Below are 13,723 nucleotides of genomic sequence, written 5' to 3' on the forward strand. Positions count from 1 at the left end.
GAAAAACCATTTTATTGACTATATCTTATTTATAGACTAAGTATATCAATAATTATTAAGTGCTATAAAAATCATCTTAGTTCTTAACAGAATTCTATACGCTTCTCAATTATAACCCAGAGTTACCAGAAAAAAGTACTTCACAGAAGAAAACAGAACATCCTTAAATTGCAATTTGCATCAATCTTATAAAGATGGTCAATTGAAGTTATTTTGAAGCTTTTTTAGTTATTTTTGGTGCTTCACCCAAGGTTATAGCCATTTTATGAGATTTCATCGTCTACTTATCTTTTCTGCTATATTATTTTTTAACAATGTAATTGCCCAAGTCGATGATATTATAATTGCCAAAAATGTGGAAGATATTCGTCTTCAAATAGAAGCGCTGGATGAAAGTAAAATTGATGAAATTATTTCCTTAAGTAATATCCTATATAAAATAGCTTTTGACAATAAAGACCCTAAAGGTATGATAGATGCCTTAGTCCATTTAAGCGTTGCGAATCTTAATTCAGGTAATAATAGTTTAGCTATAGCGTATCTGGAAAATGGAGCATCTATTGCGGTAGATAATAAAATGGATTTTGAAAGATTGTACGTAACCAACCTGAAAGGAAATCATTATTTTGATATTGAAGAGTATGATAATGCCAGTATAGCCTACTCTAAAGCCTTGAATATAGCTCAGAAATTAGATAACAAAGGCTTCATTTCTGGAGTAAAGAGTAATCTAGCTTTTATAAAACTAAGAACTGGTGATTTTCGTACTGCATTAAAAGAGCTTAAAAACAGCGAAAAAAATCTCCTTAAAAAACCCTATAGCAGATCCGAAAAAAAAATTCAAGAAGGAGTAATGCTTTTCAATGCTCGAATCTCCGAAGCTTACATTCAATTAAATCAATTAGATTCTGCATTGTATGCAAATAATAAAGGACTAGCACTTACAAAAAAAGTAAAAGTTAATAATGTTCATATTGACCTTCTGATGCACCGAGGTATTATTTATCAGAATCAACAAGATTACACCAATGCACTTACCTTTTTAGATCAAGCGAAAAACCTTTGTTATGAAGCTAATGACATTGTATTTTTAGGAAAGATTTTGAATTTAATAGGAGCATGCAAACTAGCACAAAAAGACTATAAAGAAAGTATCAAGGTACTCTCGGAATCCTTAGTAATTCTTACCAAAAAATACAGCAATTCTGATGAAATCAGTAAATGTTATAAATTACTTGGACAAGCTTATAAGATGAATGGTGATATAGAAAAATCCAATGAATATTATGAGAAACACATTCTAAGCCTAAGCAAACTAAATAGTAAAAAATCATCTGCATCTAGAAAAGTTCAAGATATAACGCTAAGCGATTATCAAAATGAGATTTCTAATCTTGAAAGTCAAAAACAGCAACAAAAGAACAAATTAACCTATTCGCAAATTGGGCTAGTTATAGTTATGCTAGGATTAGTTTTGGTCGTCTTCTTTTTTCAAAGAGTAAAAAGGAATAATAAGACTAAGTTTGAAAACTTACTTACCAAAATAGAAAAACAAGAAAGCCAGAGCTCTTCCATTTTAACAACTAATGATACAACCACTCCGGTTATAGACACCAAAGATGCTAAATTAGAAGCACAATCGAACCAATTAGACATCAGTGATGAATTATACGAACAAATCCTACTTGGGTTAAAAAAAGTAGAATCGCAAGAGTATTATTTAAAAACAGAATGTAATCTTTACAATGTCGCAAAAAAGGTGAATACAAATACCTCATATTTATCTAAAGTAATCAATGCACATTTTAGTAAAAACTTCAACACCTACATTAATGATCTAAGAATTAATTATGCAATCCTTAGATTAAAAAACGATTCTAAGTTTAGATCATATTCAATAAAATCGATTGCGGAAGAAGTAGGTTATAAAACTGCAGATTCCTTTTCTAAATACTTCAAAATTCATACAGGTTTGCTTCCCTCTTTTTACATAAAAAAGCTAAAATCTAAAAAATAACGTCTTCTTTTTAAGATTAAAATCGGTTAAAAACACCCTGTATTTATAAATTTAGGGTTCACTTAGTTCTTTCGGAATTGAACCTATCTTTTACACACAAATATCTGTTTATCAGGTTTTTAAATACGTAAAAACAACCCGATTTTCTTTAAAACGGGTTTCACTTCCTTGTTATTACTGTTTTTTTAAAAGTACTTTGATAAGGTAATGATCAAAACAATTATTACACTAAAAGTATTAATAATGAAAAAACAAGTTGTTTTATTTTCTATTGGAATAATAGCTGGAATTTTAGCGTATTCAATATTCTACGATCATAAAGTAGAAGATAAATCCAACGCAATTCTAAAGGTCTTACAATCAAATTGTGAATGCGATCAGGTCAAGCAGTTCTTGTACGTGAAGGGTTTAGCAAATTCCGAAAAAGGAATTTCTACAGAAACCGCTGAGTATGAATTGAAAAACTGCAAGTATGCTGACCTGAATTCTGAGGCTAACAGAATAAATCAATTATTAATAAAAAAAGTTGAGGGGTATCAAGAAATTGACAGATTCACTTTAGAATTCGTACATAGATATTCATCAAAACTAGTAACAATCAATAACGGAACTATAAATCACTAATCATGATAGCACTTACAAAAATTTTAATAGACTTTATCCTTAACTATTTTCTTTTTATAGTAGAATTTACAGTTGGCATTTTTGCATAATCAAAAAACGAACAATCAAATTAAATCAAAAAACGGATCGTTAGAATACTATAATAATAGGTAGACAATTCATCACTGTTTACCTATACTTTGTCTTAGCTTTAGATGTCGGAAAAGATAAATCCATCTTTTCATTATTTAAAGTTTTATTGAGGCTAACAACTTCCCATTGTATAAAAAAAACTCCTATTGCAAAAGGATAAATTATTTTCTAAATTATTCTTTTTCACGTCTACTTCTGTTGTTTATAATAATATAAGAAAACACTAATATTTAGCTCTAATCATTCATAAACAAGCTTGGTAATTATTTAACGTTGTTTTGTTCGATTATCATAATAAAAACGTAAATTTGGTTAACCAATTTAATGATTATTAACATTACACTAACCTCAAAACTCTTACAATGCAAAACCTCACCTATCATTGCCAAAATTTATATGCTAATTTCATTTCAAGTTAGCCTATAATCATTAGGTTCTAATCCTAATTTATTACTTGAATAGGATAAAACCATTTCTAACTACATCTGAAAATCAACTTGAAGGTATGATCTGAAAAATGTTCTTTACCAACTCCTTCATTTTATAAACATTTTGATCGATTACTAGTAATCGGTCGTATTTATTATATCAATCCTTATAAACCTTTAAATACATTTTTGTGAAAAACTAAATCAATTTAAAACTAATAATACCTTAAAACCAAAACAATTATTATGTTACTCACTAAATCAAAACCAGTTCTAAAAAAAAGAAATCTATTATTCTTTATTCTAATAATCATTACAGGCTTCTTACCTATTGCGGCACAAGAATTCTTTCAAGTTATGGAAGAAGAAAGTTTCAAAATATCAAAACTAGAAAAGCTTGGCAAACGATATTTTAAAGATAAAAATACAGGAAAAGGAAGCGGTTATAAGCTTTTTATGCGAAACTTATATTGGGCAAAAAGAAATGCTGACACTAACGGTTATCTAATAAGTGATCGCAAAGTTGTAGATGAAACTGAAAAATTTCTAGAAGACTCACAAAAAAACAAAGAATCCTTAAACAAAAATGCTCAACAAAACGGTGGTTGGACCGAACTTGGACCTTTTAACTGGACACGTACCAGAAGCTGGTCACCTGGATTAGGGAGAATTACAGCAATAGCAGTAGAACCAAACCAACAAAATACTATATATGCGGGATCTCCAGGAGGAGGTATCTGGAAGTCGACTGATGCTGGTCAAAACTGGAAACCCTTAGGAGATCGAATGGCAAATATGTCTATCTGGTCAATTGCTATAGATCCAAATAACAGCAACGTTGTTTATTTAGGAAATTCTGCAGGCCAGATTATGAAATCTACTAATGGTGGGGATTCTTGGTCACAAATTTACAGGGTAAGTGGTACGCCTAGGACTATCCTTATTCACCCAAATAGTGATCTTATATTTATCGGTACTACTAAAGCTCTTTATAGGTCCACCAATGGTGGTGCCGATTTTAGCAATGTTCTAAATACACGTTCTGAAGATGTAGCATTTAAACCAGGAAACACAAATATAGTGTACGCCTGCGGAACAAGTTTTTATCGATCTACTAACAGTGGGCGCTCTTTTAACCGAGTTACCAGCGGTATTGCCAGTAGTGAACGCATGAAGATGGCTGTGACGCCAGCAAATCCAAACGCAGTATATCTTGTACAGAAAAGAGGAAGCGGTTTTGGATATCTATATAGATCCTTAAACGAAGGAACCAGTTTTAGTATTCGTGCAAGTTACACTAATATTTCCTCTGATCAGATTTATTTCACTCAGGCTTCCCGTGATATGGCTATCACCGTATCGGACACCAATGCAAATGAAGTTCATGTAGGAGGAATGAATTATTCCAGATCTTTGGACGGCGGTTCGAGTTTTACCACCTTGGCTACTTGGAGTTCTCCTGGTGATCGTTCCTATGTACATGCCGATATAGAAGTAATGCAGTATATAAAAGGTTCCATATATATAGGCTCTGACGGTGGTATTTTTAGAAGTCGAAATAGAGGAAATAACACAACCGATCTTACCCAAGGCGGATTAGCAGTAAGACAGTATTATCGTATTGGAGGCGCTAAAACGGATGCCAATATGATCGTAGGAGGTGCTCAGGATAATGGAACTAATATTATGAGCGGTTCTAATCGTCAGTTTAAAGAATGGTTAGGAGCTGATGGAATGGAATGCTTCATAGATCATAAAAACAAAAATACTGTTTATGGTACTGTTCAATTCGGATCTCTTTATAAAAGTACTGATGGTGGAAATAGTATTGGAAATATAAGTAAACCAGGGAATTTTAGTGGAGAATGGGTAACTCCCTTTATGATGGATCCAATTGATAATAAAAAAATATATGTTGGTTATGGCAACCTATATAGAAGCAATAATGGAGGAAGTAATGGAAGTTGGAGAAACATTACGGCAAACATCAATATTAGTGGTAAACTAGATGAAATAGCAATTGCAAACTCTAACAATAACTACATTTATATAGCTGAAGAAGGAAGAGTATGGAGAACCAAAAATGGGCAAAGTAACAATCCTTCTTGGACTGAAGTAAGTGATTTTAGAGGAGATGTAAACTTTATCTCGGTAGATCCTAACAATCCTGAAAGAGTAGCTATAGCAGCTACAGGATCCAGAGTATATATTTCTACAAACTCAGGAAATACTTGGACAAACATAAGAGGAAACCTACCTAATATTTCTGTTCAATGTTTAGTTTTTGATGATACCGTAGCCAACGGATTATACGTAGGAATGCAGTCTGGAGTATATTATACCAATGATACACTTGATTCCTGGATACCTTTCTCTACAAACTTACCAAGAGTACAAACCTCAGATTTAGAAATACACTATCCAACTCGAAAAATTCGTGTTGCTACTTATGGCCGTGGAATATGGGAAGCTGATCTTTTTGATGAAGGTACTGACACCGATGAAATCAATCCACCAAGTGATTTAACATCGCAAGTTAATCAAAATGATGTGACCTTAACCTGGAAAGATAATTCTAATAATGAAAATGGTTTTACTATTGAAAGAAGCAGTGGTAACTCGTTCGAAAGAATAGATTATGTAGGGACTGGTGTAACCAACTATATTGATAAAAACGTAGCAGATGGAATTTATTCATATAGGGTTAGAGCTTATGATGTAGATAGTTACTCTAATTACTCAAATTTGATACAGGTAGAAGTAGGAACTATTGTCAATCCTCCAAATATTATTGACAATTGCGAAGGTTGCGTGGTCTACGATACTAATAGTGAGGAAACAGGAAATGCTGATCATGCTAAAGAAAAAGCAGCAGATGGTAACCCAAACACTTATTGGCACTCTAATTGGTACGATGATAATACATCCCACCCTCATTTTATTGCCATTGACCTTGGTATATCAAGGGACCTAGTAGGGTTTTCTTATCAAGGAAGACAAACAGGTACTACAGGAATGGTAAAAGACTATATCCTTTTCGGTTGGGATGGGACTGCCTGGATTCAGTTATCTGCAGGAACTTTTCAGAAATCTACTTTAAAACAGACAGTAGAGTTTAACACCTTCAATTGTCGTTATCTTTATTTCAGAGCACTTTCTGAAGTAGATGACAAACGATGGGCATCTGTAGCAGAATTCACGGTTAGATATAACACATCGGAGCAAATCGTTAGAATGCCTACAGCACAAAACACCGATACTACTCCTCCATTAGTAGATCTTACCGATTTTGATGGAATCAAAGTATTTCCTATCCCTTTTACAGATAAGATAACCATAGATGGAATTACCTCTAAAAAAACAATTCGTTCCATTCAACTTATCGGATCAAATGGTGCTGTCCAGAAAACTAAAGTTTCTATCAATGGAAAACAAGCGACAATTGATACACAGAAATTAGCAAAAGGATTCTACATTTTAAAGATGCAAAAAGATGGAGTAGAGAAAAATATAAAAATTCTAAAACAATAGTAAGTTTTAAGCAATCGTCATATTTATGCTTTTTTAAGGTACAGGGTCAACGCAATTTTGCTTTTGACTCTGTACTTATTTTATAGCAAGTTTGCATGCGGTAAATACTTTTTTTACTGCCCTTCCCACTCTCTATAAAACTGATTTAAAAAGATTTCCATAAAATGATGCCTTTCTTCAGCTATTCTTTTACCAGTTGAAGTATTCATTCTATCTTTAAGCAGTAACAGTTTTTCGTAGAAATGATTAATCGTTGGAGCAGTAGAACTTTTATATTGTTCTTTTGTCATATTTAGCTTAGGTGCTATTTCTGGATTATATATCGCTCTATTTTTAAAGCCTCCGTAATTAAAACACCTAGCAATTCCAATAGCTCCGATAGCATCCAGACGATCTGCATCTTGTATAACATCTAATTCTGGAGAAGTGAAATTTTGAGTAGTATTGCCTCCTTTAAAGGAGATGTTTTCTATAATAAGAACCACATGATCTATGATGCTTTTATCAACTTCTATACTTACTAAAAAATCACTTGCTACTTTAGGTCCAATTGTTTCATCTCCATTATGAAATTTAGAATCAGCTATATCATGAAGTAATGCTCCAAGGGAAACTATCAAAAAATCAACATTCTCTTCTTTGGCTATGGTTTGTGATGTTTTAAACACTCTTTGGATATGAAACCAATCGTGTCCTCCTTCGGCGTCCTGAAGCGTATTTTTTACAAAATCTATAGTCTTACTTATGATCTGATCTTCAATCATATGTATTCACTATTTATTTAATCAATGCAGGTTGCACCCACTTAAATTCAAAAACTTCTTCTGGAATTACCAATCTTTCGCTTATGCGCTGCATTCTAGCTGGTAATTTCATCACAAAATCACGCGCTTTTTCGGCATCATCTGTAAGATCTACTAGTTTATCAATTTCCCATTTATCTATCAGACGTTGCATAATGTCTATATAATCCTGTGAAGTATACACACCTAATCGTTGAGCTGCATTAGAAAACTCTTCAAAAGCGCTACCAATAGTATTACCTGATTCTCTTAAAAACACAGCCGGCATTACGATTTTATGCTTCATCATATCACTAAATGCCACCATCATTTGGCTAGGATCTACCTCAAAAATGTTTTTTACAAATTCACTATAGGCATTAAAATGACGCATTTCATCTCCTGCAATAATCTTACACATTTTAGCAAGCGACTTGTTTGAGTATCCTCTAGCTAACTTAGCCACTCGACTATGAGAAATATTTGTAGCTAATTCCTGAAAACTAGTATATATAAAATTCTTGTATGGATCTCTATCCGTCCCAATATCAAAACCATCATTAATTAAATGTTGTGTAGTTCGCTCTACCTCTATCATATTTACTCTTCCTGATAGATACAAATATTTATTTAGAGTATCTCCATGTCGATTCTCTTCGCTTGTCCAATAACGAACCCATCTAGACCAACCATTTCCACCTTCACCTTCGTGTTGATTGACTCCCTCAACATCCATTAACCAAGATTCATAGGTAGGAAGTGCCTCTTCGGTAATAGTATCTCCTACTAAAACTACCCAAAAATCGTATGGAAGTTCTTTTGCCAGTTCTCTCAACTCTTTAACCTCATCAAAGAAAGTATCTTCGTTTTGTGAATCAGGCAAAAAATCCGTTGGTTGCCATACGCTATCTATTGGAATCAAAAATTTATCGATAAAAGACTCTATCTTCTTTTCCAACAATTGCATTACTTCTAATCTAATATTATCTATAGCCATGACTATTTATTTACGTTTTTATAGTAGAAATTACTCTCTTTTCTGTAATTTCTAGTAATTCTTCTGTGGTTATATCTGCAGTCTCCACTGGTTCTTGTACCTCTAAAGTAAGGTTTATTCCAATTCCCATTGGAAAATTACCAAATCGAACTAACTTCCAACTATTATTGATCGTCACCGGAACCACCAAAGCTTCTGGAGCATTCTTAAGCAATATTTTTAATCCGGTATGAGCAAATTGCTTTGGCTCACCATTTCTACTTCTTGTCCCTTCAGGATAAATTACAGCAGAAAATTTATTTTTAGCGATGAACTTTCCAAATTTAGAAATTTCTGGTATCGATTGTTTTGCATTCTTTCTGTCAATTAATGCGTGTCCTCCGTGTCTTAAATTAAAAGAAATACTTGGAATTCCTTTACCCAGTTCAATTTTTGAAATAAATTTTGGTTTATGGGTATGTAAATACCAAGATATTAAGGGAACATCAAACATGCTTTGATGATTCGAAACAATAATCAATGAACGATCTTTGGGTAACTTATATTGGTTTTTAAAGCTTATCCTTACTCCTAAAACATGTAAGCAGCGCAGTAAACAAAGATTCATTAAGTTTATTACACCTCTATGTCCTTTTGCCCCGCCTAATTTAACTCCTAACCACTGTAATGGATGAAAAACCAACAGTGTTAACCCAAAAAATAAATAGAAAACTATCGAAAGCGGATATGAAATTATCCTTTTTAAAGCCCCCATACCTTCTCTTAGCAATTAATAATTTTGACTTGTGTTACTATAGTGCAAGGTCTGATATTATTTTTAGTTAGCCAATTCTTTAGTCCATAAAATTACGATCACTAAAACATTAGGAAACATTTCTTAACTTATAGATAATATCAAAACAAAAACCACCTACAGTTGTAAGTGGTTTTATCTATATTTTAGAATCGACTTATAGTGGTCTAGCAATGCTCATTATAAGCATCTTTTAAATTTTCCGCTATCATATCTGCAGGTCTTCCTTCGATATGATGACGCTCTAGCATATGTACTAATTCTCCATTCTTAAACAGAGCCATTGATGGCGATGAAGGCGGAAACGGCACCATATATCCACGTGCTTTATCCGTTGCTTCACGATCAACTCCGGCAAATACAGTTACTAAATTGTCTGGTTTTTTGTTATTAGCCAAAGATGCTTTTGCTCCTGGTCTTGCATTAGCTGCGGCACAACCACAAACCGAATTCACAACGACTAAAGTAGTTCCTTCTTTTGTAATTGCAGCTTCTACATCTGCTGCTGTTTGTAATTCATCAAAACCTATATTGGTTAGATCCTCACGCATTGGTTTTACTAAATCTGCTGGATACATATTTCTTAACTATTTTTTTATTTAAAATTTTCATACAAAGATACAAATAATGTACCACATCCATATGACTGCCAAGTAGTCGGAAAAGATTTCTAATACTAACTTGTTATTATTTTTCAGTAACAAAATTCAATAGAACCTTACTAATAATATATAAATGAAATTGTGTAAATAATTGAATTATCTTTACACCTTCAAAATTGACTATGAATGATTAAATGGATTGCAGCCTTATTAGGAGGAGTATTTTTCAGGTTTCCCGGAGCTATATTAGGTTTTATACTCGGTAGCCTATTAGATGCTACAAGAAGCAGTGGAAGTGGCAGTTTTACACAAGTATTCAATCAAGAAAAACAGGTAAGCCCTGGAGATTTTGAACTGAATTTACTTTCTCTTTCATCTATTGTTATCAAAGCAGATGGTCGCGTTAATCAAACGGAACTAGATTATGTACGACAATACTTTGTAAGTGCCTACGGGAAAGAACGTGCCAATGCCACCTTCAGAACATTTAACGAAATTATAAAAAACCGAGAAATCTCTGCCCAACGAATTTGCATGTTTCTTACCCAGCGTACTCGATATGCTGCTAGACTCCAGATTCTTCATTTTCTATTCGGAATTGCCAACGCAGATGGAAGTGTTAGCAAAGCTGAAACTATAGAAATTCAAAAAATGGCCGGTTTCATGCGTGTGAATTTTAGTGATTTTGAAAGCATCAAAGCAATGTTCTTTAAAACAGGTGATCACGCTTATAAAATTCTAGAGATCGAAAAAACTGCGTCTGATTCCGAAGTCAAAAAGGCATATCGAACGATGGTCAAAAAATACCATCCAGATAAAGTACAACATATGGATCCTGTTCATATCAAAGGTGCTGAAGAAAAATTTAAGGAAGTACAAAAAGCTTACGAGCAGATCCAAAAAGAACGTGGCATAATATAACTAATAGTTCTTTTTCAGAATTAAACTATTAATTGTAACTTATTTGGTTTAATAATTGATGCTAAAATAATATATGTATAAGCTGGTATTTCTTATTTTATTTAGTCTACTATCTTTTTACCAATCCAATGGCCAAGACTTTGATAGGATTGATTCTATTGTGGATCTATATCCAAAAAAATTTAAGACTTCAAAAAAGCTTGCAGATCAAATTTCAAAAGATTTTGATTCCGAACTCGATAAAGCAAAAGCGATATTCTCCTGGATAACAAAAAACATATCGTACGACTATAAAGAATCCGGAAAATATTATGCTGATTATGCTAATTCATATAAATCGGTTAGACATAACCCTTTCCCGAGTTTTCGTTCCACTAATTATATGGATTATGACAAAACAAAATCAGGATCCAAAAAGCACTTAAAAACTGAAAAAAAATACAGAGAAAAAATTTCTAAAAGAGTAATATCAAATGGAACTGCCGTTTGCGAAGGATATACGCAGCTTTATAAGGATCTTTGTGACCATCTTGACATTACTTGTTTTTATGTATTAGGAAAAGCTAAAAATCAAATAAATCATATAGGAAAAGAATATCGGATTGATCACGCATGGAACATCATAGAAATCAATTTCAAAAAATATTTAATTGATGCTACTTGGGGAAGTACTGGTTATTATGATATTGACGCTAAAAGATTTGTAGAAAAACCAAATTATTTTTACTTCGGAACAGCTCCTGAAATATTTATAAAAGAGCACTATCCGGATTTTTATGAAAATAGTTTATTAACCGGAAGTATTGATAAAGAAACATTTTCTGAAGCTCCATTATTATATAACCACAAAAAGTCTCAAGATTTTAATTTAATTACTCCTTCTACAGGAATCCTAAGGAAAAAAGACAACACTATTCAGGAATTTATTATTGAATATACACAACCAGTATACTCCATCATATACTTAATTAACAACAAACAGTTCAATTATACTGGAGAAATAGCATACAATGAAGGAAAAATTGGGTTCGATATTGATTTAACTGCTATTCCTAATGCTAAAGAACTCATCATTGTCATAAATGAAATCCCAATGGTTGGTTTTAAAATAGAATAAATCAATTTTGTTTAAGTAATCGATTCCAGATCGTTTTTAAAAACTTTACTATTGGCATCGTCGACATAATCTTTAGATCTTCTAAAAATGATGTTTCTTCATCTAAAAACTTAAGGATCGTGGTTGTTTTATTTCTTCTGAATAACCTTGAAAATAGACTGGCTCCGTTTTGATTTTCTTTTGATAAAAGATCTAGTAACAACAAATCATAATACCAAAATTTAGTTCGCTTTTCAAACCTGGATAAGTCATTATTTCTCTTAAGAAACTTTACAAGTTTTCTTACCCTTTTCTCTGAGTTTTGAAATGTAAAACCGGTACTGGGTTTGGTCCATCCGCCAGCTGTTCCTATATGAATTATATTAGCAGAATTTTGTTTTCTAAATTCATAACAGGTCATTGGAATACAACCTTTTTCTTTTTCTGTAATTTGATATTCTTTGATTCCTTTGGACTCTAAATATGCTTTGATTTCTGTTTCGTATGCTGATTTAGAAAGAAGATCTTTAGAGAATAATGTGTATTCAAAGAGAGCCTCAGTTTCAGAAGTTGGCAAAAAATACATAAACCGTGTATTACCTTTCTGATCCACGGTAAAATCCATAAAAGTAGCTGTTTCTGTATCAAAAACAGGAGTTTCAGTTTTTATGAACCATCCTATAAAATGTTGATTTAATAGTGGATATTGTCGTTGTGTTTTATACGCGGAAGATAATAGAACACTATTGAAAACTTTATCTCCCAAGTATTTTTTTTGATCTGTTTCTACTTCTACTATCCTGCCTTCATCATTAAGACCAATTAACTTTTCTTGCACCAAAGTGACATTAGACTTTTCCTGCAAAAATGTAAAAACAAAATTGTAAAAATCCTTACTTCGAATCTGTTTGTAAGTATAAGGTGAAATATCTATTGTATCCGAAAAATCTGTACTGCCAAAGAAAATATGATTCCACTTTTTAGAAACTACAGTATCCCACACTCCTTCTTTTTTTTCCCAAAAACACCAGGTACGGTCATTTTGATTTTTTATTTCTTTATCAATTAAAAGTATCTGTTTTTGATCAAAAAAATCATCTGTCAACATATGATATACTAACATCAAACCTGATGCTCCTGTACCTGTAATGATGTAATCATATTTTTGCATCTAAAAGAATAAAAACGTGGTGAAAAAGATAAATATAGCTACGAAAGTATGAATGGATATCCCATAATGTAAGATTTTACAAATTTTTTGAAATAAAAGATGTGCTATAAATGCAGTGACCAACCACCCAACATAATTTTGTAAAGGAACTATTCCATTCTTAAACTCCCAAAAATCAAATCTTGGGGCAGAAACTTCAATAATAACATCCAGTGCAACCATTAACACCGCTCCAATAAATGAAGAAAACACTAAATTATGATGTATTTTTTTTGAAATAGCCGAAGTACAATAAACTAATAGAGCCCAATTTACTCCTATAATCCAGGGAACTCCCAAGATTTTAAATCCTAAGTTTTCACCATATTGATAATTACCAAAAATCAATCCGTGATTCACCCCCAAATATTCCGTAATCATTCCAATACTAAAAGGAATTAGTAGACCTAAAATCAAAAATTTGCTGAATTTAGAGTTCCAAATAATAAGCACTAAATACAGTAATAAATTAAGAGGTGTTAACGGTAAAAACCAATCATCATAACCGATAAGAATCCCTATAATTCCGGAAATGTTGAATAACCAAATTAGTATGATAGAAATAACTAACCTTCTTTCTGCACTCATGT

11 protein-coding genes are annotated in these 13,723 nt (G+C 32.4%); 5 read left to right on the forward strand and 6 right to left on the reverse strand.

The features are described 5' to 3' along the window. The first annotated feature begins 265 nt into the window (after positions 1-265). The 3 genes from Q0829_RS10050 (at position 266) to Q0829_RS10060 (ending at position 6,732) form a co-directional block, all read left to right on the forward strand. On the forward strand, positions 266-2,017 hold the full coding sequence (locus tag Q0829_RS10050; RefSeq protein ID WP_298542044.1) for an AraC family transcriptional regulator: 1,752 nt from the start codon (positions 266-268) through the stop codon (positions 2,015-2,017). Between the two features lie 207 nt (positions 2,018-2,224). Next, the gene (locus Q0829_RS10055) at positions 2,225-2,641 is read left to right on the forward strand and encodes a hypothetical protein (RefSeq protein ID WP_298542045.1); all 417 of its coding nucleotides are present in this window, start codon (positions 2,225-2,227) and stop codon (positions 2,639-2,641) included. Between the two features lie 806 nt (positions 2,642-3,447). Continuing rightward, positions 3,448-6,732 (forward strand): discoidin domain-containing protein, encoded by a 3,285-nt coding sequence (locus Q0829_RS10060; RefSeq protein WP_298542048.1) that lies wholly within the window; start codon positions 3,448-3,450, stop codon positions 6,730-6,732. Positions 6,733-6,845: 113 nt separating this feature from the next. Here the strand turns inward: Q0829_RS10060 and Q0829_RS10065 are convergent, their stop codons facing one another. The 4 genes from Q0829_RS10065 to Q0829_RS10080 all read right to left on the reverse strand — a co-directional run bounded on the left by Q0829_RS10065 (position 6,846) and on the right by Q0829_RS10080 (position 9,882). After that, a complete protein-coding gene (locus Q0829_RS10065) occupies positions 6,846-7,496 on the reverse strand; it encodes an HD domain-containing protein (protein ID WP_298542049.1) in 651 nt (216 codons plus the stop codon). A gap of 13 nt (positions 7,497-7,509) precedes the next feature. After that, on the reverse strand, positions 7,510-8,511 hold the full coding sequence (locus Q0829_RS10070; protein ID WP_298542050.1) for an acyl-ACP desaturase: 1,002 nt from the start codon (positions 8,509-8,511) through the stop codon (positions 7,510-7,512). Between the two features lie 10 nt (positions 8,512-8,521). Then, positions 8,522-9,280 carry a lysophospholipid acyltransferase family protein gene (locus Q0829_RS10075; RefSeq protein ID WP_298542052.1) on the reverse strand — a complete coding sequence of 253 codons (759 nt, stop codon included), beginning with the start codon at positions 9,278-9,280 and terminating at the stop codon, positions 8,522-8,524. 191 nt (positions 9,281-9,471) lie between these two features. Then, positions 9,472-9,882 (reverse strand): BrxA/BrxB family bacilliredoxin, encoded by a 411-nt coding sequence (locus tag Q0829_RS10080; protein ID WP_298542054.1) that lies wholly within the window; start codon positions 9,880-9,882, stop codon positions 9,472-9,474. Between the two features lie 210 nt (positions 9,883-10,092). Between Q0829_RS10080 and Q0829_RS10085 the strand changes: the two genes are divergently transcribed. Both Q0829_RS10085 and Q0829_RS10090 read left to right on the forward strand, forming a co-directional pair. Continuing rightward, positions 10,093-10,827, forward strand: a complete 735-nt coding sequence (locus Q0829_RS10085) for a TerB family tellurite resistance protein (RefSeq protein WP_298542056.1) — start codon at positions 10,093-10,095, stop codon at positions 10,825-10,827. Positions 10,828-10,900: 73 nt separating this feature from the next. Continuing rightward, entirely contained in the window at positions 10,901-11,944 is a 1,044-nt protein-coding gene (locus tag Q0829_RS10090; RefSeq protein ID WP_298542057.1) for a transglutaminase-like domain-containing protein, read from the forward strand. Position 11,945: 1 nt separating this feature from the next. Here the strand turns inward: Q0829_RS10090 and Q0829_RS10095 are convergent, their stop codons facing one another. Both Q0829_RS10095 and Q0829_RS10100 read right to left on the reverse strand, forming a co-directional pair. Continuing rightward, on the reverse strand, positions 11,946-13,094 hold the full coding sequence (locus tag Q0829_RS10095) for a lycopene cyclase family protein (RefSeq protein WP_298542059.1): 1,149 nt from the start codon (positions 13,092-13,094) through the stop codon (positions 11,946-11,948). Further along, the gene (locus Q0829_RS10100; protein WP_298542061.1) at positions 13,095-13,721 is read right to left on the reverse strand and encodes a carotenoid biosynthesis protein; all 627 of its coding nucleotides are present in this window, start codon (positions 13,719-13,721) and stop codon (positions 13,095-13,097) included. Positions 13,722-13,723: the final 2 nt, after the last annotated feature.

The sequence above is a fragment of the uncultured Aquimarina sp. genome (assembly GCF_947492405.1).
Classification (GTDB): Bacteria; Bacteroidota; Bacteroidia; order Flavobacteriales; family Flavobacteriaceae; genus Aquimarina.

Excerpts from the sequence above, each read along its gene's own strand:
- Q0829_RS10070 (WP_298542050.1), bottom strand. The coding sequence starts at position 8,511 with ATGGCTATAGATAATATTAGATTAGAAGTAATGCAATTGTTGGAAAAG.
- Q0829_RS10065 (WP_298542049.1), bottom strand. The coding sequence starts at position 7,496 with ATGATTGAAGATCAGATCATAAGTAAGACTATAGATTTTGTAAAAAAT.
- Q0829_RS10080 (WP_298542054.1), bottom strand. The coding sequence starts at position 9,882 with ATGTATCCAGCAGATTTAGTAAAACCAATGCGTGAGGATCTAACCAAT.
- Q0829_RS10095 (WP_298542059.1), bottom strand. The coding sequence starts at position 13,094 with ATGCAAAAATATGATTACATCATTACAGGTACAGGAGCATCAGGTTTG.
- Q0829_RS10090 (WP_298542057.1), top strand. The coding sequence starts at position 10,901 with ATGTATAAGCTGGTATTTCTTATTTTATTTAGTCTACTATCTTTTTAC.
- Q0829_RS10085 (WP_298542056.1), top strand. The coding sequence starts at position 10,093 with ATGATTAAATGGATTGCAGCCTTATTAGGAGGAGTATTTTTCAGGTTT.
- Q0829_RS10050 (WP_298542044.1), top strand. The coding sequence starts at position 266 with ATGAGATTTCATCGTCTACTTATCTTTTCTGCTATATTATTTTTTAAC.
- Q0829_RS10100 (WP_298542061.1), bottom strand. The coding sequence starts at position 13,721 with ATGAGTGCAGAAAGAAGGTTAGTTATTTCTATCATACTAATTTGGTTA.
- Q0829_RS10055 (WP_298542045.1), top strand. The coding sequence starts at position 2,225 with ATGATCAAAACAATTATTACACTAAAAGTATTAATAATGAAAAAACAA.
- Q0829_RS10060 (WP_298542048.1), top strand. The coding sequence starts at position 3,448 with ATGTTACTCACTAAATCAAAACCAGTTCTAAAAAAAAGAAATCTATTA.